Origin of the sequence: Mycobacterium sp. NPDC048908, from assembly GCF_043197955.1 — a bacterium.
Lineage (GTDB): Bacteria > Actinomycetota > Actinomycetes > Mycobacteriales > Mycobacteriaceae > Mycobacterium.
In genome coordinates this window covers 77631-98271 of record NZ_JBICUE010000018.1, presented here as the reverse complement: position 1 = coordinate 98271, position 20641 = coordinate 77631, and the positions used below count along the sequence as shown (strand labels likewise).

Genomic DNA, 20641 nt, shown 5'->3' with positions numbered 1-20641 from the left:
CCCGCCAGCTCCGCCAACTCGGCGAACAACACCTCAAGACGATCACTGGTACTGCTCACCACCGACGGCGCCGCGGTTGAAGACATGACCCCATCTTCACCACCCCGTGAGACACCGACCCGATTCACCTCACCAACGACAAACAACCTGTGGATGAATTCGCGTCTAAGGGTAACTGGCGCTCGTTGCAAAGTGGTCGTTGTCGCTCCCGCCGACTTTGTCGCCGAGAGCCGGGCAATTTGAAAAGTGAGATCTACGCAACAGCGAAATCTCCCCGGCCTCAACGTCCGACGCAGCCCCTCCTAGCAGGAGTTATGCGTCCCATTTCCGGCTAGCTGGTATGGCAGTTTTGACGTTCACCGTGACGACATTGAGTTAACAACGGCGCAACATCGACGCGTCAGCCCTTCTGATCTGCTCGTCGTACTAATCCGCCGCATGAGGAGAAGAAAATGAAACTTCGTTACGTCACATCGTTGGCCATCGCCGCCTCTGCGGCCGCAATCGGCTTGGCTCCGCTCGCCTCCGCGGACGCCACCGTGCATCAGAACAAAGGCAACGCCGAAATCACTGCAACCCCAGGCGCTGCCGCGCACGAGGCCGCCCAGCAACAACAGCCGTTCGGTGGTGACGAAGGCGCGCTGATCTTCCATCACTGAGAAGCCGCACAGTGCATCAGGTCGGACGGCGTCTCGTCCGACCCTAAGCGCTTGGTAGCGTTAGGGATTGATGACCGTTCCATTCTCGTGGGAGCTGCCGTACGCCTGGCCGCGCAAACCACTGCTCGCGCATAACATCGTGGCGACGTCGCAACCACTGGCCGCGCAGGCCGGCCTTGCGATGATCGCCGACGGCGGCAACGCAGTCGACGCCATTGTGGCGACAGCTATCGCGTTGACGCTCGTGGAGCCGGTGTCCAACGGCATCGGGTCGGATGCCTTCGCAATCGTCTGGGACGGACACCAACTGCACGGGCTCAACGCGTCGGGCCGTTCACCGGCCGCATGGACACCGGAGTACTTCACCGACGGGCCCGTGCCCGCGACGGGCTGGAACTCAGTGACGGTGCCGGGGGCGGTCTCGGCATGGGCAGCGCTGCACGCGAAATTCGGCCGGCTGCCGTTTGCCCGCCTATTCGAGCCGACAATCGGATACGGCCGCAATGGTTTTCTCGTTTCGCCGACGGTCGCGTCTCAGTGGGCGGAGCAGGTGCCGCTGTTCGCCGGGCAGCCAGGTTTCGCCGAAGCTTTCATGCGTGACGGGCGGGCGCCGAAACCGGGCGAGCTGTTCAGGCTGCCCGAGCATGCCGCCACGTTGGAGAAGATCGCCGACACCGACGGCGAGGCCTTCTACCGCGGCGAACTAGCCGACAAGATGGAAGCCCACGCGACGGCGAACGGGGGCGCTCTGCGCACGTCCGACTTGGCTGCTCACCGTGCGGACTGGGTCGGGACCATCACTGGGGAGTACCGCGGCTACACGGTGCACGAGATACCGCCCAACGGCCAGGGTATTGTCGCGCTGATCGCGCTTGGCATCCTTGAGCATTTCGATATGGCTTCGCTGCCAGTCGATTCGGCAGAAAGTGTGCATTTGCAGATCGAGGCGGTAAAGCTTGCCTTCGCCGATGCGCTCGAATATGTGTCGGACGGTGACCATATGACCGTCACCGCAATGCAGTTGCTCGACAAGGGCTATCTCGAGCAGCGGGCCGCGCTGATCGACAGAGATCGAGCGAAACCCGTTGCGGCGGGCCAACCGAGCGGCGGAACGGTGTACCTCACTGCCGCGGACGCCAGCGGGATGATGGTGTCGATGATTCAATCGAACTACATGGGTTTCGGTTCGGGTGTGGTGGTGCCCGGCACCGGCATCTCGCTACAGAACCGCGGTACGGGCTTCGTGACGACGCAGGGGCATCCGAATCAGGTTGGGCCCCAGAAGCGTCCGTATCACACGATCATCCCCGGATTCGTGACCAAGGCTGGGGCGCCAGTGATGAGTTTCGGAGTGATGGGCGGCACTATGCAACCGCAGGGCCACACTCAGGTGATGGTGCGGATCGCCGACTACGAGCAAAACCCCCAAGCGGCCTGTGACGGCCCGCGGTTCCGGTGGGTCGGCGGGCTCCAGGTCAGCGTAGAGGGCGGGTTCCCGCCTGCCACGCTAGACGGGTTGCGTGAGCGCGGACACGAACTCGTCACCGTCGACGACTACAACCAGTTCGGAAGCTGTCAGGCGATCTGGCGGCTCGACGACGGCTACGTCGCTGCCAGCGACCCGCGACGTGACGGACAAGCCGTCGGTATCTGAATTCCGATCGCGATCGGCAACATGTGCTGGCATGTGTGGCACTGGTTGCTTCCTCGCGGTTGATTGCGGTCAAGGCGGCGTTCGGTGTCGCCTCGGGAGCGCTCTGGCTGGTCGTGATCGACCCCGATCTGACTACGGCAGAACGGTTTTCATCAACATCACGTTGTAGGCTGTCCACTCCGACAGATTGAAGTAGAGCTCCCGACCGGTCGACCACGGATGCAGGAACGGTGCATAGATCCCACCGGGGAATTGCATGGACGGAACGATCATCTGCTCCGGCCCCCACGGTCCTTGCGGCGCAGGTGCTGTCCTGAACACCACATCGTTCATGCCGTTGCAGTACATCATCAGGTACTGCCCGAGGTAGGTGTTGAATTGGGCCGACATCTCGCCGACCGGTCCGGGAACCACCGGTGTCGCGGCGGCCGGATTGCCTGGCACCCAGGCATTCTGGTCGGAGTTCCAGTACTCGTACTTGCCGACGTCCGCGATGGCGCTGGGGGCAACCCGTGCCACGTACGCCGACCCGCCACGGCCCGCAGGCGTTCCATATGAGTAGATGTACGGGTCGCCCGGCCCAGGCTTGAGGAACGCTCCCTGCTGGAAGTTCTCATTGCCTGCGACGTGCCGGGCGCCGGGAATCGCGTCCGGCCTCGGTGTCCGGACCGAGCCGGGGTAGACACCCCATCGCTCGCCGTTGTCCGGTGACACCGCGATCGCCGAGTAGTTGGTTGTCCACGCGCCGTTGGCATCCCAGCTCTTGATCGACATGTAATTGATGTACTGGTTTCCGCCGACCGAGATGCCGGCCGTTGGGATGATGCCGGTCTCGTCGGGTGCCCATTTGGTGCTGTTGATGATCTGCTTCGAGATGCCGCGCGCCCACAACGGAGAGTTCGCCACACTGATTGTGTTCGACAACGCGCCGTCCTGGCTTCGCATCAGCACGTTGTATCGCCATTGATGACCGGGTGCGCTGCAGTAACCCGAGGTGTCACCGAACGCCATCAGCACCTGATGAGAACCGTTGTCCCACATGATGCCCAAGTCGGTCCCGGAGACTGCGAAGCGCGACAGCGTGTTGTTCGGGCTTTCCGGTCCGGTGACCCAGCCGACGAGCGACGTCCCAGGGGGCGAGGGTGGCCCAGGGGGAGGCGCGGGCGCGGCTTCCGGAACCGGTTGCGCGGCAACGGGTGGGGCCGGTTCGGTGGCCGCGGAGGGAGGTTCGGGCGGCGGCGCGACGGCCGCCTGCTGCTGCACGCGCCCGGAGCGCTGACCCATGAGGTTCATCACCGCCGACGTGATCGGACCCACCTTGGGCAGCGGCGCGGCAGTGTTCGCGTAGGCGGGGCGGTGACCGCGGGGCGGGCCGCCGTTCGTGGGCAACGGTTGGGAAGGCGCCTCGACCTGAGGCTGGGCCGCCGCGGCGGCATCTGTGCACGGCTCGGCAGCCGCAGGCGACGTGACGCCGATCGCGGTGCAGAGCACAATCGCGGACGCCACCGATACTGAGGCGATTCGCGGACGCGGCGACATGACACACCTTTCAGGGGAGGCATGACGTCGCTTTGACGTCAGGAGTCGACTGCTGTGACAGTAGTGATCACTGGGGTCTAAGTGATCATCGATGCGCGAAAAGGTATCCATCCGTGACCGTGTCGCTATACATCGATGTAATTTCGCGATCGGTTAGCAACCCGCGGCGAAGTTGCTGACGTGACCGTCAAATGTAGTAATCTTCCTGGCCAACAGGCTGAGCGTTCGATAACAGATCTTTGCTTTGTCGTGCGGCAGGGCAGTGGGTGTGTTCCCATCATTGGATGTCTGTGAGGCAGCGCTGGCCTGACGAGGTGTCCACCGAGTTGGTGCCGGTGCGCCCCGCGCGGGAACCTGTTGACGAGTCGCGGGTGGACATTCCGCTGTGGGCGATCAAGTTGCTGCTCGTCGTGGTCGCCATCGGCGTCGTCGTCGTGTCGGTCGCCGTCGTGCTGCAGATGATGGACCGGTCGGCAACCAGGCCGGCGGCCGCGCACAGCGGAGATTGCCTGAGCTGGCCGCCCGGCGAGCCGAAACGCGCCGTGCGGGTCAACTGTTCCGACGAGCACCTGTTCGAAGTGGTCGAATCCCAAGCGCTGCCAACGGACTCCGGCGATTCCGCGGCCGAGACTCGGCAGCAGCAAGCCTGCGTTCAGGCGGTCGAACACAACCTGGGCTCACGCTACGACCCGCATGGACGATTCGTCGTCGGCGCGGTGCGAACCTCCGACGAGTTGATGTGTGGTCTGCAGTTGCCGAGTAACGGCGTCGCGTCGGTTCCGTTCAGCGGCAGGGTCATCGACCAGGATCAGTCCAGTGTCTGGCCGACCAGCACGTGTCTTGGGATCCGAGACGGTGATACGACGAATGTCGCCGTCGAGTGCGGCCTGCCCCACGCGCTGGAAATCACAGGCACCGTTGACCTTTCCCCGATCTTCGGCCAATTGGCGCCGTCGATCGCTGCCCAGGATCCGGTGGTGCGCGACGCCTGCATCGCGGCGACGTCGGCGTACCTGGGCCCTGTGCCGCTGGAGACCACCGGACTGTCGGTGCGCTATCAGCCCATCGACGCGACGGGATGGGCGGCCGGCAGCCGCAAGATCGCGTGCGGCATCGGTGTACCCAAAGCCGGCGGTGGCTGGGCGACGTTGGTGCGCAGCGCGAGAGACGGCGTCGTGATCGATGGGCGCCGCGGCGCGGCCGTGCCGGGTTCAGCCCCGGAAGCGCCGGCCCCCGCCAGCGAGGCGCCGCAGCCGCCGGCGGTCGTCGAAGTGCCGGTCCCGGTGGACCGCGAGGCCGACAATCCCACCGACGTCGCAGAGCCCGTGCCGCACATGCCCGCCGCGGAGACACCCACGCCGGTACCGCATCTTGACGGGGCCCAAGCCCCCGGGCCGATACCTCATATGGCAGGCCCGACGGCGCCTGGACCGGTGCCACATATGGCAGGACCCACGGCGCCCGGACCGGCGCCGGGATCGCCACCAGCAGAACGACTTCCGAGCACCGTATCCCCCTAGCTAGGAACTATGTCTACGGATCGGTCGGTGCCGGTGCTGGTGAGTTGCTAGCGTGCGGCAATGGTTGAGTATTTGGCGTATTCCACGTCGACGTCCGGCGGAAGTTGGTGGTCGTGGATTCCCTGGGCGGCCGTGTTCGTCGGCGTACCGATTCTCGGACCCATCGTGGTGCGTCAGATGCGGAAAGTTCGCGGGCCGGTGGTTGCCGGTACGGCAGAGGTCTTGTCGCTCAAACGGTTCGGCTCGGTGGCGGTCAACGGCCCGCAGCGGATCGTGTGCCGGCTTCGACTCAACGTGAATGTCCCCAGCCGCGGGCCGTATTCGGTGGTGATCTGGCGAAACATCCTGCCCTGGGAGCTCGGTGCATACCAGACGGGCCGCACTGTTGCGGTTGAGGTGAGCGAGACGAACCCGCGCAAGGTTCGGCTGGGCCGCACCCTGCGGTGGCCCGCCTCCTAGTGCCCCGTCACACTTCTCTCATGTTCCTCGATGAGCCAGCGAGCCACAGACCGGGACCGTGGACACTTCGCCCTTGCATGTCCACGGCTAGATCACCGAGGAGGCGGGCCAACCGGTGGTGATTATCACCGGTCATGACAGAAGCGTAGGTCGGCGCCCTGGAAGGCGGACCAGATCGACACGTCAGGTTTGATTTCGCCCTGCGCGGTTATATACCTTCCACCGGGCGAAAGGGACGGCGGTGGCTATCAATATTCCTGCTGAGAGCAGCGTATTAACGATCTGTCCGGCATGCGGATACCCGACGTGGGGCAAGGGGCTGTGCGCGCCGTGCGCTCCGACGGTCGCGGACACGATCGAGGTGGCTGCTGACGTGTCGGACTTCAACCCCGCCGCCTAGCGCCTACTTGTTGTACGCAGTGCTGCCCTCAACGGCATGCGTGGTGCTGACCAATTTGGCGTAGCAGTGGTCGCGGTCGAAACCGTTTCCCTTGCACCAGGCCAGAGCCTGGTCGGCCGTCGGGAATCCGGTGCCGACGATGGTCACCCAGAAGTCCGACTCCGAGAACGTCGACCAGTTCCCTGACCACAGCAGTCGGACGCCCGCGTAGCTTCCGCGCAATTGTTGGTGGTCGGCCAAGATCATGTCGTTGGTCCAGGTGCTTCCTTCGGCGACCATGCCGAGACGTTTGGAACTCAACTGCGGCACCCAACGATCCTCGAGGACACTGGCGACCACCGGTTGGTCGCTGGCGGCGATCGAGCGTAACTGGGCGCCACTGACGTCGGTGTTGGGGAGGGTCGCGACAGAGGGAGTCAAGGTCCGCGGGGCCGAACTGAACCTGGTTGACTCGACGATGTTGGCCAAAAGCGATGGGACCGTGGTCTTTCCGCCGATCTGTGTGTCGTAGGTAACAGCGCCCTGGACTTCGACGTACATGGTCACCACGTCCTTTTCGACGAAGTTCGCGACCATGCGCGAGTCGTGCGCAGTGATGAGGGTGTTCTGCTCATAGTCGTACGGGTCCGTCATCGGCTCGGGGCCCGTGGCAGCGCGGAACGCCGTCGCTCCGGTCACCGCGTCGAACTGCGTGATGACCCCGTATACGACGATCTTCCGGCCGGTCCACGAGTCGGGGTTCTTGGCCATCAGCGCGAAGTCGCGCGCAGTCATCGGTGAGTAGGTCGATCGGTCCAGGCGTTCGGCGTCCCTGGCGCGCGTTCGCTCCGCTTCTCGAGTCGCGGGTTCGCTCGCCGTCGTCGGGGTGACGCTGGCCGCAGCGCTTGCGGCTGCTGTTGGCGACGGCCCCGACGGCGACACCGAATCGGGTCTGTTGAGCTGCACACCGAGCAGTACCCCGACCGCCAACACCAGAACCGCGACGATTCCGGCGATAGAGGCGGCAAGCACAGGACTTCGCCTCTCGCGCTCTTGATCGTCATAGCCCGTGGGCCACGGGACGACTTCCGGCTGGTGTTCGGGATACTGCGGGTAAACCATGATGTTTCTTTCTGCTATCGGAGCGCGCCCTATCCGCCAAGCAACCCTTGGGTGGAGCCGCTACCGAACTCGGTCCCGAAGTGGAGACCGTGATTTGCGCTCAGTAGGTGTTGATCGACGCCAAGGCGATCTGCTAAGCCGATCCTCGCGATCGTCATCATGCGGAGTCACGCCATGGGCTTACGCCGACAAGCACGTTGCCAAGCATTGATGTATCTCCCTATCCGGTGACAATGTCACGCAGTCCAAGAGAAGGCCGTTCTGATCTTGAAGGTGGGCTTACCTGGTGAAATCCACAGGACGGCCTACTGCAACCCAAGCTATTTGGATCTGCACGGAAAGGAATCGGGTGTTTCCCTACGTTTGCTGGAACGCTGCGCGGCCCACGCGTGTGCCGTGGCGTTCCGGTCGGCAGCAGCGCTGGCGGTTCAGTTCACACCTCGGTGGCGGGGGCGGTGAATGAGCGTTGAGCGCGTGCAGCGTTGACGATGACACCAGCGCTACGGAACGCAGCGGTGTGCTGGTGTTCGTACAAGACGGGAAGGTCAGCGGCCTGCCGCAGCAACATGGTAGCCAGGGCGGTGCTTGTTCCAGACGGCACGACCAGCAGATCTGCGCTGGCCAGGTTGCCGGTGACGGTGATGACGCGCAGGTGCCGGCCGCCTTCTCCGGGCACCGCTGCGACACCGCGGCGATCGATCAGGTCCAGATTCGAAACACCTTGCAATGGCGACCAGTTGACGTTGATGTCGACGACTTTGCCCAGCGGCTCGCGCAACGCAACGGTCAGGTCGGACAGTTCACGCGCGATCGAGGCCGTGTGCGGCCACCATGCTCCGTCGAGGCCACTGCCAAGAATGGAGGCCAACGTATATCGGACCGGACTGCGCAGGCGTCGCCCATCAGTCGAATTGGTGTTTTCGTTCGTGCGCTCCAACGAGGTCTTCCTTCGTTTCGAGGCCGATCAGTTCGTTGATCGACTTACGAATCGGATCGCACAGCTGTCGGCTACGAAACGGTTCGCTGTGAGCCTACACTTACGACCCCCAGACTCGACCGGTGCCTCCGATCAACGCGAATTTTGTTCGGGCACAACGAGAATCTCGTTCCATGCGCGGGGCGCCGCTGATCGGCGTACGCTCGGGTGATCGGGACCGTCCAGGCCCCCAATTGCTAGGGGCCTATATGGCTGACAAATCTCCCCGACAATCGATGAGCAAGAAGTCCGGCAAGACGCTGAAAGAGAAGCGGGCGGACAAACGCGCGAAGGCCGAACGTTCCTCGTCGACTACCAGCCTCACCGGCAATCAAAAGCATTGATAGACAATGGCTTTCGCTGGCAAAGCCAGCATTGTCAGGACGGGATCGTCACATGACGCGGCACAATGGACCAGAGCACACACCGAGGCTGCGATTGAATCCCAGAGCCCCCGTTTCCGGGCATGTGGACGGGGCATGGTGGCCACGAACCGACGATCTCACCGCAGAACTGCCGGATCTGCTCGCGGTGCTGTCGGTGCGCCTCGGCGCGGTTGATCGTGTGCTGCACAACCTTTCCGAATGGGCGCAGATGCCGAAGCGGTTGACGACCGGCGGTAGGGCGGTCCGCCTCGACGGCTACCGGCGTCAACCCGCCAATACCCTTCAGGTGCTGGGGCTTGGTCGCGAGAAGATCCTTCTGCTGGTCGTGCCTCCGCACACCGATGCCGACATCGCCCACGAGGCGATGATGACCGCGGCGTCGCCCAACGACGCGACGTCGGTCAGCGACCTGCTCTCGATCGGCGGGCATGACGGCGATGCGCCCGCCGAATATCACCGCTCGACATTACGTCGGCGGGTGAGAAGGGCCTGACCTTCGCGGTACAGCACCTCGGCGGCCACGCGCTCGCCGGAGCGCACCGCCCCGTCGATGAATCCGTACATGACAGCGGAGGTTTCGGTGCCCGCCCAATGGATACGGCCGCACGGCGCGCGCAACGCGGGGCCGAATTCGGTGAGCACGCCGGGCGGCGTGTGGCTGATCATCCCGCCGCCGGAGTACCGTTCCACGCTCCAGTTCTGCTCGACGTAGTCGACCGGTGTCCGAGCCTTGTCGCCGAACCGCTCGGCGACCGCATCGAGCACCGCCTGCCTGCGGTCGCCGTCGGTCATCCTGGTCATCTGCCGCGCAACGGGTCCCTCAGTGATGACGGTCAGCACGCCCGGCCTTCCAGTGTCGGTGCAGGAATCGATGGTGAGGTTGGCCATCGAGCCCGGCGCGAACGATTGACCCGACAGGCCGTCGGCCCGCCAGAACGGCTCGTCATAGATCAAGGCAATCTTGAACACCGCCCCAAGCGGCATCCTTTGATGCAGGAACGACCGATCCATCGAAAGCATTGGCTCATAGACGATTTGGCCCGCGATCGCGATCGGGACTGTTACGACGGCACGGCGTGCGCGCACCACCATGTCGTCTGAGCGGACGGTCACTCCAGTGACATCCTGGGTGATGCTGCGCACCGGCTGCGACAGATGTATCGCGTCGCCGAGTTCGGCCGCGACTGCCCGGTGGATGGCACCCATCCCGCCGACCGGCCTGGCGTCTTCGGCCGCATCCTTGACGCCCAGCACGAAACTCGGCCCGCCGGCCGACGCCATTTGGTACAGCACGAACAGCAGCGAGATCTCAGACGCGGCCGATGTGTACAGACCGGCGACGGCGTAGTCGAGCAGTTGGTGCGCGGCCTTGGACAAGGTGTGCTTGTCGAGCCATGCGCCCCAAGTGAGCCGATCCCATTTGCGCGCCTTGGGCGCATCCCACGGTGCTTCGATGGGAATCGACTTGCACATCTGCGTCAGTTCGAGGAACACCGCGCCGATATTGGCCACTGCCAACGGGCTCATCGAAAACGGAATCGTCCCTTTGTAGCGGTACTTCTTACCGTCGACGAACATCATCGCGTCGCCATCGACGTACTGCTTATAGCTCGGCACGCCGAACTCGCTCATCAAGCGGTAGACGGCGTCCTGGCCCGGACCGATCCACGCGCCGCCGCGGTCGATCCACAAGCCGTCGTCTCGCATCTCGGTGAAGGTGCGACCGCCGACCCGGTCGCGCGCCTCCAACAGCGCCACCGAGGGCCCCGCTCGTTTCAGCCGCAGGGCGGCGGTCAACCCCGCGAACCCGGCTCCCACCACGCAATAATCCACGTCGGCCACAGGGCCTCCTCGCAATTGGCGGATCTGTCAATAAGCCGTGAATTGGTGTCATTGTCATCCCTGAAACTCAGTTATGCTGGCGGGTGGCGCAATTTGCTCGGTACATGAGGAGAGGTCGTGCCTGACGAGGTCAGGGTTACTCCCGAGGACTTGCACGTAACCGCTGCCACTGTCGACGTCCACGCCGATACCATGAAAGCCCGGCATTTCGAGGCCGACGGCCGGATGGAATCTGCGCAGCTTGGTTTGCCAGCGGGCTCTGCGGCGGCTTTGACCGGCGCGGTCGCCAAATGGCAGGCCGACACGACGGCGATATTCGGCCGGATGGTCGACCATTCGGACGGGCTACGCACCGGCGCGGCGGCCTACGTGCATACCGACCACGACGCGGCGAGCGACCTCGATCTCGGGCTGTAGCGGTGACGGTCTCCGTCGCCGACATCGACCGTTGGAACCCCGGTGACGTCCGCGAGGTCTTCCACGCCACTCGCAGTCGCGCCGAAGCCGCCCGGGAAGCGGCCAACGGCATCGCGGAACTCCCGGCGTTCGGGACATGGGGCGGTGATGCGTCCAGAGCCGCCAAAGAGTCGATCGGCCAGACACGCAAGGATTTGGACGCGCACGGTAACGAAGCGCTGGCGGTGGCCCGGGCCGCCGACCGAGCGGCCGATGACATCGAGGTGCTCAAAGCCAAACTGGCCAATCTCCGCAATCGGGCGCACCAGCTGCGAATGGAACTCGACGTGCCATCCAATTCGTTTGTCCCCGTTCCTGGTTCGACAATGACGGAAGCCGACGTTGCGGTGGCCGAAGCCGAGTTGGCGCCACAGCTCATCACGCTGCTGGCCGAAGCGGCCGCGATCGATGACGAGCTGGCGCAGGCCATCAACATGGCCACCGGCAAGACGCCGATCCCGCAGACGGGTCCGCCGGTGGGCTCCGATGGGTTGACGCCGACACAGCTCGCCAGCGACGCGAACGAAGCGCGGCTGGACCACGAGCGGGCCGCGACACAGGCGCAGGTCGACTCGTTGCAGCGCCAGATCGACGAGCTGGCCAGGCAGACCTACACCACCGGTGACCACAGTGCGGCGACGTTCGACCGGCTCAACGAACTCAAAGGCCAACTGGCAAGCACCAAAACCCATCTCGGCGAACTGTACGCGGCGCGTGACGCGCTGGGGAAAGCGCCGGAGACCTACTTGACGGCATTCGACCCGAGGACCGGTACCGGCAAGCAAGTGCTGGCGGCGGTCGCTGTCGGCAATCCCGATACCGCGCGCAACGTCTCGGTCACGGTGCCCGGCATCGGCTCGACGACAAAGGACACGCTGCCCGGCATGGTCTCCGAGGCGCAGAACCTTCGGCTCGAAGCGGAACGCCAGATGAGGAACGCCGGGATGCCCGGGTCGGCGGCGACGGTCGCATGGATGGGCTACGACCCGCCGCCCAACCCGCTGAACACGCTCAGCCCGCGCGACGCCTTGGCGACGATGGGCGACGGGCAGGCCCGAGCAGGCGCCGACAGCTTGTCGTCGTACCTCGAACAGGTCCGCGCCGACAACCCCGGCGGGCACATCACGCTGCTCGGCCACTCGTACGGCTCGCTGACGTCGTCGTTGGCCCTGCAGGAACTCAATGCCCAAGGGCTGCATCCCGTCAACGACGTCGTGTTCTACGGTTCACCGGGCCTCGAGCTGACCAGTCCCGACCAATTGGGTCTCGGCGCAGGGCATGCTTATGTGATGCGCGGTGTGGATGATCCGATCGCAAATGCCGTCGCGGAATTGGCGCCGCTGCACGGGTGGGGCGTCAACCCGTACGACGGGATGCTCCCGCAATTGTCGGCTCAGCCCGGCCTCGACCCCGGCGGGGTGATGCGCGAGGGCGTCCAGAGTCATGCCGACTATGCCCGGCTCGGCAGCGACAATCAGTTGCGGATGTCCGGCTACAACCTCGCTGCGGTGATGGCAGGATTGCCCAACAACGTGGCGATGGCGCCGCCGCCGCCGGTCCCCGTACCAGCACCGCAGCCGCCGCTGATACCGCGGGTTCCCGGGCGATGACGCGACGAAAGTTGGCTGCTGGCTTCATGATAGCGGCGCTGTGCGTCGCGGCGTGTGGGCAATCGACGAGTACGGGAGAGACCAGCGTGACGTCAGCGGACCCGGCACAGCTCGAGCAGAAGCTGCAATCCAAGCCGCCTCTGGAGGCCGCGCAGGCGGAATACCAAGCGGCGGTGCAGAACATGGCCACCAGCATCGCGGCGCTGACACCCGGTACGACGTGGCACATCGAACAGAACACGTGGGTGGGATGCGGCGGCGACTACGCGCAGACGAAGGCCAAGCAGGCGTACGTGATGGCGGTGTTCAGCGGGCCGGTTCCGGACGACGTGTGGCCGCAGGCGCTGCAGATCGTCAAAGACGGTGCCGCCCAAAAAGGTGCGACGCAGTTCGGCACGTTCAAGGACAATCCGGGCGATCGCGACATCTACATCGCCGGGCCCGACGGTATCGAATTCCGGCTGGGCACGCAGAAGGCCTCGACGCTCACGGCCAAGTCCGACTGCCGACTGAGCCAGCAGTAGCCGAGCCGAGCGGATGAACCGAATCCCGGGCCCGAATTCCGATCTTCTAAACCAATCGGGTTGACGGACAAGGTGATCGAGAGGCCGACAGCATGGCGAGCGTGGCGACTGGACAATAACTGCGGATGGACCTGCATGACGGCCAACAGGAACGCCGTGCCGATGCCGAACAGCAGTACACGCACGCCTGACCGAACGTAACGACCGCGCTGAGCCACCAATAGGCCAAGGCCCACAGCATCCCCTCCGGACTGTGTAAGCAGATCTACCGACGTAGCGCCCACCGGACGCCTACTTGGGCATGCTGTCGGGTATCCAACTTCATTGCACGGTGCCGGATGTGCGGAGGACACACCATGAGCGACTACGGGTTAGCGGGTTTGTGGGTGTTTCTGGCGCTGTCGCTCGTTGCAGCCCTGGCGGTCGCGGCCGCCAGCATGTGGCTGGCTCCCGGAACCGGTGAGCGAAGGGCACAACGGGGCGCTATCGCCGTTCTTGACATGCGTTGGCCTGGTTCACGGCGCGCTGTTGGGCTTCGTGATCGTGGTCGCGTGGGAGCAGGTTCTCGTCTGCGGAGGCCAACGTGTCCAACGAGGCATCCACGCTCATCACGATGTACCGCCAGACCGTCGGCATGCCGGTGCCCGAACAGACCCAGATGCGGGTATTGCTGCGCAAGTACACCGATGCGGTAGCGGGTCCCGAATGGCGGAACGCGATACGTGCCCGCACGGGAACCGAAACGGCGCGAGACGCGCTCAACGAGATGTACAAACTGCTCGGCAGTGAGCAGTCCAGTGTCACGTCGAGCCCGATCAGCCAGAAGTTTCTCGATCAGCTGACCACTCTGGCGTCGCAGCGCAATCAGCGGATCTTGGACGCCAGGCCGCGGATCCCCGGCTTGCTGTGGACCGGGCTGCTGTTTGGCGGCGTCGTGCTGCTGGCGCTCGGCGGCTTCATGCGCCTTCGAAACGTACGGGCGCACTTCGGCCTGCTGAGTGCTGTTGCCGTCCTGCTCGGCTTGTTGCTGTTCATCGTGTTCTGGCTGGATCATCCGTTCGGGAATCAGTTGGGTGTCACGTCCGAGCCGTTCGAGCAATCGCTGACGGTGTTCGATTCGGTGGACCGGGGAACATGACAGAATTCGACACGTGCTCGGTACGCCTGCTGCGCGCATCGCCATCGCTGCCGTAGTCATGTTCGTCGCGGCGTGCTCCAGTGGCACCGCCGCGCAGACCGCCGTGACCACCACCGCCAAGCCGGCCCCGACCACGCGGCCCCCGGTCGCTGCGCCCCCACCTGCGCCCGCCACCCCGAGGCCGGCGTTTGACTTCGCACCGGTGTCCAAGGTGATCAACGATGCGCTCGCCGCACACAAGCTGCCTGGCGCCGTGGTCCTGATCGGGCACGGCGGCACGGTCGTCTTCCAGCAGGCGTACGGCGATCGCAAACTCGCGGGCGAGCCGGGCCTCGACGGGTCACCCGCGCCCGCCGAGCCGATGACCGACGACACCATCTTCGACATGGCGTCGTTGACGAAGCCCCTTGCCACCGCCACCGCCGTCATGCAGCTCTACGAGCAGGGCAAGGTGGCGTTCGACGATCCAGTGCAGCAGTACCTGCCGGAATTCAATCCGGCGAACGACCCGCAGCGCGCCGAGGTGACCGTACGCATGCTGCTGACGCACACCTCCGGCGAGACGGGTGACGTCGACCTCAGGGATTCGTGGGGCCTCGACCACGCCAACAGGGCAGAGGGCCTTCACCGGGCTCTAAGCACGCCGCTGGAGTCGGGACCCGGCGCGGGTTTCCGCTACTCCGACATCAACTTCATCGTGCTCGGCGCGCTGGTCGAGAAGCTCACGGGCCAAACCGAAGACACCTACGTCCAGCAGCACATCTTCGGGCCGTTGGGCATGACACAGACACGATATCTTCCTGCCGCGAAAGCATGTGGACCGCACACCGTCAGAGGAGCGGCGATCGCGTGGACTTCCGCACCAACTGAAAGCGTTGCGTGTTCCGAAGGAACCTGGAACATCGACCTTCTCGAGCGCATCGCGCCGACCGCTCGCGATGAGGAGGGCCGCGCCGATCCAGCGGCCAACCCCGACCTCGACTACCTGCTGCGCGGCACGGTGCACGACACCACCGCGCGGCGCATGGGTGGGGTGGCCGGGCACGCCGGGCTGTTCTCGACGGCGCGGGATGTCGGGACCTATGCGCAGGCCCTGCTTGACCGGCTGGCTGGCCGCCCGAGCGAATTCCCGCTACAGCAAGCCACTTTGGCATTGATGACCACTCCTCAGCAGCCGGGGCATACGCCGCAGCAGATCGACGCGGCGAACCAAGCTGCTCGACACGCCGGCAAGAATCCGCGCTATCCCGCGATCAGCGGACAGAACCTTCGCGGCTTGGGCTGGGACATCGATACCGGGCTGTCGATGCCGCGGGGCCTGGTCTTCCCGGTCGGCAGCTTCGGCCACACCGGCTTCACCGGAACCACGATATGGATAGACCCTGGCTCCGATACCTATGTGGTGCTGCTGTCGAATTCGATTCAGGTGCGCGGCAGCCCGCCGATCCAGCGGGTCCGCGCAGACGTGGCGACCGCAGCGGCGAAGGTGTTACATCTCTACGGCAGCGGCTGATCATCTTTCGAAGTGCTGATAGTCGACGGGATTTCGCCAATCACCGCCCCAGCGCCAGCCGTGATCGGTGAACGCGCGCACGGCAGCATCGCCGGCATGCAGGATGCCCGGGTCGGTGCGGTTGCGGTCCAGGTACGGCGCGGCATTCTTGGGTTGAACCTCGCCCGACCCATCGATCTCGGGGTTCAGCAATGGGTTCAGATCGATGGCGCGTCCGGACGCGTGCAGTGACCAGCGGCCGGTACCGGGAATGTCGCGGCAGTTGAATGCGGAGGTGTTGTTGTCTTCCATCGACAGTTCGTCGTCGGCGCCAGGATAGTTGTCGACGGTGCGGATCTTCGTGATCGGATAGCGCAGGTCGAGGAGTCGCTCGAAGGCGGCGGTGACGTCCGCGACGACGTCTTCGTTGACGATCAGCGCGCCGCGGTGTGTCCGTCCGTCGAAGCCGAGGTAGTCGACCTCGACCCGGCGTAGTTGTGCCGGGTCGATTGGACAGCCTGGCCGCCAACTCGATCCGAGATCGGCAACGGTGACCGGCCCGACGGTCGGCGTCGGTGACGTCTCGACGGACGGCGGTGCGGGCGTCGCCACGGGAGGAGAAGGAGCGACGCCGCACTGCGCAGCGACAACGCTGACGACTGCCAGCATCGAAAAGACCGCTACGAGAGGCGGTTTCGTGCGAACTACCCGGATACGGCCAACTCTACGCGCGAGCTTCGGCTACGGCGCGGGAACGCTGCCGCAACCCACACCGGGGACGCATCCGCTCGCGCCGCCGGGACCCGCTGCGCCACCGGGTCCGCCGGGAATGGCACCGGCCGCGCCTTCCGGCCCCGCGACGCCGCCGGGCCCGCCAGGAATTGCACCGGCCGCGCCCTCGGGTCCGGCGACGCCCGCCGGTCCGCCGGGAATGGTGCCCGCCGCGCCTTGCGGCCCCGCGACCCCGCCGGGACCACCAGGAACTGCTCCGGCCACGCCAGGCGCACCGGGTGCGGGGGCCGGTCCGGCGCAACCCGCGCCGCTGACGTCATAGCATCCCGGCGGACCGCCGGCCGGAAAGTCGATGGGTGAGGCAAAGCCTGCGGGAGCCATGGCAATCGCGGCGGCCGCCGCACCGGTGAAAAGCACAGGAGACAGTTTCTTCAGATCGACCAGCATGTCGGCGGAGGTACCACTCGGCGGGCACTTCGAAACTTCAGTTTTTGCCAGGCGCTCGACGGGGCAATGACAGTAGGTAGTCGAAGGAGGACGCGTGGCACGGTACTTGATAGCTGCCAGCCCGATACCGGGCCACGTCATGCCGCTTCTGCTCGTGGGCCGTGACCTTCGTCGGCGCGGACATGACGTCACCGTGCTGACGGGCGCAGAGCATCGGGAGGCCATCCGAGACGCCGGACTGCGATCGGTTGCGCTGCCCGCGGCCGCACATCCCCTGCGCTCACCGGTGGTGGATCGCCCGTATCCCGAGCTGATCAAGCGTTGGCTCGGCGGGCGCGCGGAGATCATGTCGGTGTTCATCGAGCCACTGGCCGCCCAATATCAGGCTGCGCGAGACATCCTGCGCGCCGAGTGTTTCGACGCGGTGTTGTCCGATATCGCCTTCACCGGCGTGCTGCCGTTGTTGTTGACCGACGAGCCACGACCTCGGGTGCTCGCGTGTGGAGTCGGTCCGCTGACGCTATCGAGTGTGAGCACTCCGCCGTTCGGGACAGCGTGGCGGCCGAAGCCGGACAGGGGCTATCGCGCGATGACCTGGGTGGTGCACAACGGGCTGATGGCCGACATTCAGCGTGGGCTCGACGAGACGCTCTGCAACGTGGGCGTACGCCGTTGCCCCGTGTTCCTGACGGATTGGCCTGCCCTGGCCGACCGTCTGCTGCAGTTCACCATCCCGGCCTTGGAATACCACCGACGGGATCTGCCGGCCAACGTCAGCTTCACCGGCCCGGTGATCGGCGCGACGCCACCACGGATAGCCCCCACACACGCGTCACGAACCCGCGCCGTCGTCCACGTCACGCAGGGCACGTGGGACAACCAGAGCCTGGATGACCTGCTGGTGCCGACCCTCAACGGCCTCGCGGATCGCGACGACCTGCGGGTGGTGGCCACCACCGGGCGGCCCGGCGACCACGGACTGGGACAACCAATTCCGGACAACGCATACGTCACCGACTTCCTGCCCTACAGCGAGTTGTTGCCGACGGTCGACGTCATGGTGACCAACGGCGGATACGGCGGTGTTCACCATGCGCTGCTGCACGGAGTTCCGTTGGTCGTCGCGGGCGGAACGGCCGACAAGCCAGAGATGGCCGCGCGGGTCGCCCACGCAGGTGTGGGTGTCGATCTCGGGGCGGCGCGTCCCACCGCCGCCGCCGTCGCGGACGCCGTGCAGCACGTTCTGTCCACGCCGCGGTACCGCGAAGCAGCTCGCTGTCTGGGGCGAGAAATGCTGCAGCACAACGCGTTCGACAATATCGTCGCTGCGCTCGGCGACCTGGGGTGCTCGGCTAGTTCGCCGAGAAATGGCTCCGGACAAGATCGACGCTGAGCGGATAGTCGATCAGTGCCGCGGCGAGCACACGGCTCAGTTCCTCGACGGCGGACCGTGCGTCTACTCCGCGATTGGCGAGCAGTTCGGCCAGCCACCCAGCCGTCTCCGACACCGTCCGCGGATCACCGGTGAGCAATGCGCCCATCACGGCGTGCAGCATGTGCGGCACGGCGTCACGCGCCACGGCGCGCACGGCCTCGTTCGCCTCGGCACCGGCTGTGACCGCCCAACCCCGGCTCACCTGGTCGACGAGGCGCAGGTGGTCCACCTCCATCGCGGCCAATTCCTGGACGGCCGCCTCCGGCAGCGGCTCGACTGCCGACACCACGACCGGCAACGCGGCGGCGGCCTCGACAGCTTCCCTGGCGTCGCGCGCCCACGCGGTCGCGCCGAGCGCCTGAGCGCGTAGCCCGTCATCGCCGAACGCCGCACCGCCGACCACCGCGGGCACCCCGGCCGCCGTGCTGGCCTCGATGAACCGCCGGGTGGTCGGCAACGCGCCGAGCACCGAACAGCTCACGGCAACGGCGTCCGGGCCAATGTCCTGGATGTACTGGCTGAACCGAAGCGGCGACGTGGCGGGTCCGAGTGGGACGGTCTGCCAACCGTCGGCGCGCAGCGCGCAGTCGATGATCGCCGCGGGCAGCCAGTGCCACTCCCGCTCCGCGCAGGTGACGATGATCTGCCCGCGGGTGACAGGTGTCTCGGCGATCCGTCGCGCGACGAGTTCGGTTGCGGCGATCCCCATTGCCGTGGCCGCGTGTTCCTGCGCGACCGACCATTCACCGCGCTGCCACCGCTGGCCGATATTGCGCTGGGCGGCGGCCACCACGTCGATGAGGATGTCGAGCGGTTCGGTGCCGCTGCCCAGCAGATCATCGACCAACGCAACGATTTTCGACCTGTCACCGTCAGTCAGTGCTTGGTCGTAGCGCTGCAGCGCCGAGGCTTGGTCTAGTTCGAGCATGTGACGGCGAGCAGGGCCATGTCGTCGTGGGGACGGCCGTCGAGGTATTCCATGACGTCACGTTCCACCGCCTCGCACACGACTTCGGGTGAGGCACCGGCATATGCGGGCAGCAGCGAATGCAGTCTGTCCATTCCGTATTGGCCGGTGTCACCGCGTGCTTCGTCGACCCCGTCGGTGAACATCAGCATCGTGTCGCCGTGCTCCAGACGCAGCGACGCGGCGCCGTAGCGCATGTCGGCGACCAGCCCGACCGCCATCCCGTACACGGCTATCTGGTCGACACGACCGTCGGCGCGTATCACCAGTGGCGGGGGATGGCCGGCGGTGGCCAGGTCGACGTGAGTGTGCGTGCCGTCGGGCCGCAGCCGTGCGCACAGCACCGTGACGAACTGGGCTGAATTCGATTGGTGCAGAACGGTGTTGAGTGCACTGAGGACTGTGGGCGGATGTCGGTCGAAGTGCGCCGCGGTGCGGATGCTCTGGCGGGCCTGGCCGGTCACGGCGGCAGCTTCCACACCCTTTCCGCAGACGTCGCCCAGTGCGACCAGCCAGTCGTCGTCCTGACCGGTGACGTCGTAGAAGTCACCGCCGACGTCGAGATGTTCAGCGGCCGGACGGTAGCGCGCGGCCAGCCGCAATCCCGCGATCTCGGGAAGTGCGGGCGGCCGCAGATGCCGCTGCAAAACCGAGGCGACTCTGGCCGTCTCCTCATACATTCGCGCCGAATCCACCGCGGTCGAAGCACGCGCCGCGATGCGTTGCGCGAACGCGACGTCGCCGGGGCAGAAGCCGGCGTTGGCGCGGCGCAGCATCACCAGTGCGCCGAATGTCGTGCCGCGGGCGGTCAACCCGAAACCAAGGGCCTCGGCGGGTGCCAAGGCCGCGGCCGACCGGCGAAACGGCTCGATCGGCACCAGCCCGGACAGCTCCCTGCCCTGGATCTGCTCGGTCTGTCCGGTCTGCAGAATGCGGCTCAGCGGTAGTCCCTCGAGCCTGGCCCGCGCGACGACGACACCACTCGGTTCGGCGTCGCCCACCATCACCAATTCACCGGTGCGGCTGTCGGGCACCACCACCATCGCCCAGTCCGCAAGCGCCGGTTGGATCAAGTCGATCAGCTTGAGCGCCGTGCGGCGCAGATTGAGGGAACCGCCCAGCCCAACGGCGATCTGTTCGGCGAGTTGTTCGCGATCGTGCGCAGGCGGACGCGCCTCGACCTGCGGCGCAGCGGTCACGTGAACGGGCGACAACGACACAAAAACCGACCTTCTCCCCGTCAGGGGTCCGATTGAAATGGCGGGCAGCGACGGCCCGCGGACATCGGTACAAGAAGGCTGGCA

Annotated in this window: 21 protein-coding genes; 13 read left to right on the top strand and 8 right to left on the bottom strand. The window is 65.5% G+C overall.

Going from position 1 to position 20641, the window contains the following annotated elements; genetic code table 11:
• From ACGFK1_RS29315 to ACGFK1_RS29305, 3 genes are all read left to right on the top strand, one after another.
• On the top strand, positions 1-243 hold a 243-nt coding region (locus tag ACGFK1_RS29315), incomplete at its 5' end, for a hypothetical protein (protein ID WP_393438025.1).
• A gap of 209 nt (positions 244-452) precedes the next feature.
• Positions 453-659, top strand: a complete 207-nt coding sequence (locus ACGFK1_RS29310; protein ID WP_393438023.1) for a hypothetical protein — start codon at positions 453-455, stop codon at positions 657-659.
• A 70-nt stretch (positions 660-729) separates the two neighbouring features.
• Positions 730-2313, top strand: a complete 1584-nt coding sequence (locus ACGFK1_RS29305; RefSeq protein WP_393438020.1) for a gamma-glutamyltransferase family protein — start codon at positions 730-732, stop codon at positions 2311-2313.
• 132 nt (positions 2314-2445) lie between these two features.
• Here ACGFK1_RS29305 and ACGFK1_RS29300 read toward each other — a convergent pair whose 3' ends face one another.
• Entirely contained in the window at positions 2446-3852 is a 1407-nt protein-coding gene (locus ACGFK1_RS29300; RefSeq protein ID WP_393438017.1) for a DUF4185 domain-containing protein, read from the bottom strand.
• Between the two features lie 284 nt (positions 3853-4136).
• Here ACGFK1_RS29300 and ACGFK1_RS29295 point away from each other — a divergent pair, with 284 nt between their 5' ends.
• Both ACGFK1_RS29295 and ACGFK1_RS29290 read left to right on the top strand, forming a co-directional pair.
• Entirely contained in the window at positions 4137-5372 is a 1236-nt protein-coding gene (locus ACGFK1_RS29295) for a septum formation family protein (RefSeq protein ID WP_393438015.1), read from the top strand.
• 60 nt (positions 5373-5432) lie between these two features.
• Positions 5433-5831: a hypothetical protein gene (locus ACGFK1_RS29290; protein WP_393438012.1), complete on the top strand. Its 399-nt coding sequence runs from the start codon at positions 5433-5435 to the stop codon at positions 5829-5831.
• Positions 5832-6234: 403 nt separating this feature from the next.
• On the opposite strand, the gene ACGFK1_RS29285 is transcribed toward ACGFK1_RS29290, so the two are convergent.
• Positions 6235-7332, bottom strand: coding sequence for a hypothetical protein (locus ACGFK1_RS29285; protein WP_393438009.1), 1098 nt, complete (start codon positions 7330-7332; stop codon positions 6235-6237).
• Between the two features lie 433 nt (positions 7333-7765).
• The gene (locus tag ACGFK1_RS29280) at positions 7766-8269 is read right to left on the bottom strand and encodes a DUF5994 family protein (RefSeq protein WP_393438006.1); all 504 of its coding nucleotides are present in this window, start codon (positions 8267-8269) and stop codon (positions 7766-7768) included.
• A 122-nt stretch (positions 8270-8391) separates the two neighbouring features.
• Between ACGFK1_RS29280 and ACGFK1_RS29275 the strand changes: the two genes are divergently transcribed.
• Both ACGFK1_RS29275 and ACGFK1_RS29270 read left to right on the top strand, forming a co-directional pair.
• Positions 8392-8652: a hypothetical protein gene (locus tag ACGFK1_RS29275; protein ID WP_393438036.1), complete on the top strand. Its 261-nt coding sequence runs from the start codon at positions 8392-8394 to the stop codon at positions 8650-8652.
• A 52-nt stretch (positions 8653-8704) separates the two neighbouring features.
• Positions 8705-9187, top strand: coding sequence for a DUF5994 family protein (locus ACGFK1_RS29270; protein WP_393438003.1), 483 nt, complete (start codon positions 8705-8707; stop codon positions 9185-9187).
• On the opposite strand, the gene ACGFK1_RS29265 is transcribed toward ACGFK1_RS29270, so the two are convergent.
• Positions 9148-10536, bottom strand: a complete 1389-nt coding sequence (locus tag ACGFK1_RS29265; protein ID WP_393438001.1) for a flavin monoamine oxidase family protein — start codon at positions 10534-10536, stop codon at positions 9148-9150. The two genes, ACGFK1_RS29270 and ACGFK1_RS29265, sit on opposite strands and share 40 nt — an antisense overlap.
• Positions 10537-10653: 117 nt before the next feature.
• Between ACGFK1_RS29265 and ACGFK1_RS29260 the strand changes: the two genes are divergently transcribed.
• From ACGFK1_RS29260 to ACGFK1_RS29240, 5 genes are all read left to right on the top strand, one after another.
• Positions 10654-10953, top strand: a complete 300-nt coding sequence (locus tag ACGFK1_RS29260) for a type VII secretion target (RefSeq protein WP_393437998.1) — start codon at positions 10654-10656, stop codon at positions 10951-10953.
• Between the two features lie 2 nt (positions 10954-10955).
• Complete coding sequence (locus ACGFK1_RS29255; RefSeq protein ID WP_393437995.1) at positions 10956-12602, top strand: alpha/beta hydrolase; 1647 nt, start codon at positions 10956-10958, stop codon at positions 12600-12602.
• The gene (locus ACGFK1_RS29250; protein WP_393437992.1) at positions 12599-13126 is read left to right on the top strand and encodes an LppA family lipoprotein; all 528 of its coding nucleotides are present in this window, start codon (positions 12599-12601) and stop codon (positions 13124-13126) included. Before ACGFK1_RS29255 ends, ACGFK1_RS29250 begins: the two co-directional genes overlap by 4 nt.
• A gap of 583 nt (positions 13127-13709) precedes the next feature.
• Entirely contained in the window at positions 13710-14264 is a 555-nt protein-coding gene (locus tag ACGFK1_RS29245) for a hypothetical protein (RefSeq protein ID WP_393437989.1), read from the top strand.
• A 58-nt stretch (positions 14265-14322) separates the two neighbouring features.
• Positions 14323-15777, top strand: a complete 1455-nt coding sequence (locus ACGFK1_RS29240; protein WP_393438031.1) for a serine hydrolase domain-containing protein — start codon at positions 14323-14325, stop codon at positions 15775-15777.
• Here the strand turns inward: ACGFK1_RS29240 and ACGFK1_RS29235 are convergent, their stop codons facing one another.
• Positions 15778-16425 carry a M15 family metallopeptidase gene (locus ACGFK1_RS29235; protein WP_393437986.1) on the bottom strand — a complete coding sequence of 216 codons (648 nt, stop codon included), beginning with the start codon at positions 16423-16425 and terminating at the stop codon, positions 15778-15780.
• A 72-nt stretch (positions 16426-16497) separates the two neighbouring features.
• Positions 16498-16935, bottom strand: coding sequence for a hypothetical protein (locus ACGFK1_RS29230; protein ID WP_393437984.1), 438 nt, complete (start codon positions 16933-16935; stop codon positions 16498-16500).
• Between the two features lie 94 nt (positions 16936-17029).
• Between ACGFK1_RS29230 and ACGFK1_RS29225 the strand changes: the two genes are divergently transcribed.
• The gene (locus ACGFK1_RS29225) at positions 17030-18328 is read left to right on the top strand and encodes a glycosyltransferase (protein WP_393437981.1); all 1299 of its coding nucleotides are present in this window, start codon (positions 17030-17032) and stop codon (positions 18326-18328) included.
• Here the strand turns inward: ACGFK1_RS29225 and ACGFK1_RS29220 are convergent.
• Positions 18288-19298, bottom strand: a complete 1011-nt coding sequence (locus ACGFK1_RS29220) for a B12-binding domain-containing protein (protein WP_393437977.1) — start codon at positions 19296-19298, stop codon at positions 18288-18290. The genes ACGFK1_RS29225 and ACGFK1_RS29220 overlap by 41 nt on opposite strands.
• Positions 19286-20557 carry a PP2C family protein-serine/threonine phosphatase gene (locus ACGFK1_RS29215; RefSeq protein ID WP_393437974.1) on the bottom strand — a complete coding sequence of 424 codons (1272 nt, stop codon included), beginning with the start codon at positions 20555-20557 and terminating at the stop codon, positions 19286-19288. Before ACGFK1_RS29215 ends, ACGFK1_RS29220 begins: the two co-directional genes overlap by 13 nt.
• Between the last annotated feature and the right edge of the window lie 84 nt (positions 20558-20641).

What these genes read in the sequence shown, in the direction of transcription:
- ACGFK1_RS29300 (WP_393438017.1), bottom strand. Translation starts at nt 3,852, where the DNA reads ATGTCGCCGCGTCCGCGAATCGCCTCAGTATCGGTGGCGTCCGCGATT.
- ACGFK1_RS29235 (WP_393437986.1), bottom strand. Translation starts at nt 16,425, where the DNA reads ATGCTGGCAGTCGTCAGCGTTGTCGCTGCGCAGTGCGGCGTCGCTCCT.
- ACGFK1_RS29305 (WP_393438020.1), top strand. Translation starts at nt 730, where the DNA reads ATGACCGTTCCATTCTCGTGGGAGCTGCCGTACGCCTGGCCGCGCAAA.
- ACGFK1_RS29220 (WP_393437977.1), bottom strand. Translation starts at nt 19,298, where the DNA reads ATGCTCGAACTAGACCAAGCCTCGGCGCTGCAGCGCTACGACCAAGCA.
- ACGFK1_RS29230 (WP_393437984.1), bottom strand. Translation starts at nt 16,935, where the DNA reads ATGCTGGTCGATCTGAAGAAACTGTCTCCTGTGCTTTTCACCGGTGCG.
- ACGFK1_RS29250 (WP_393437992.1), top strand. Translation starts at nt 12,599, where the DNA reads ATGACGCGACGAAAGTTGGCTGCTGGCTTCATGATAGCGGCGCTGTGC.
- ACGFK1_RS29240 (WP_393438031.1), top strand. Translation starts at nt 14,323, where the DNA reads ATGTTCGTCGCGGCGTGCTCCAGTGGCACCGCCGCGCAGACCGCCGTG.
- ACGFK1_RS29295 (WP_393438015.1), top strand. Translation starts at nt 4,137, where the DNA reads ATGTCTGTGAGGCAGCGCTGGCCTGACGAGGTGTCCACCGAGTTGGTG.
- ACGFK1_RS29270 (WP_393438003.1), top strand. Translation starts at nt 8,705, where the DNA reads ATGACGCGGCACAATGGACCAGAGCACACACCGAGGCTGCGATTGAAT.
- ACGFK1_RS29290 (WP_393438012.1), top strand. Translation starts at nt 5,433, where the DNA reads ATGGTTGAGTATTTGGCGTATTCCACGTCGACGTCCGGCGGAAGTTGG.
- ACGFK1_RS29310 (WP_393438023.1), top strand. Translation starts at nt 453, where the DNA reads ATGAAACTTCGTTACGTCACATCGTTGGCCATCGCCGCCTCTGCGGCC.
- ACGFK1_RS29285 (WP_393438009.1), bottom strand. Translation starts at nt 7,332, where the DNA reads ATGGTTTACCCGCAGTATCCCGAACACCAGCCGGAAGTCGTCCCGTGG.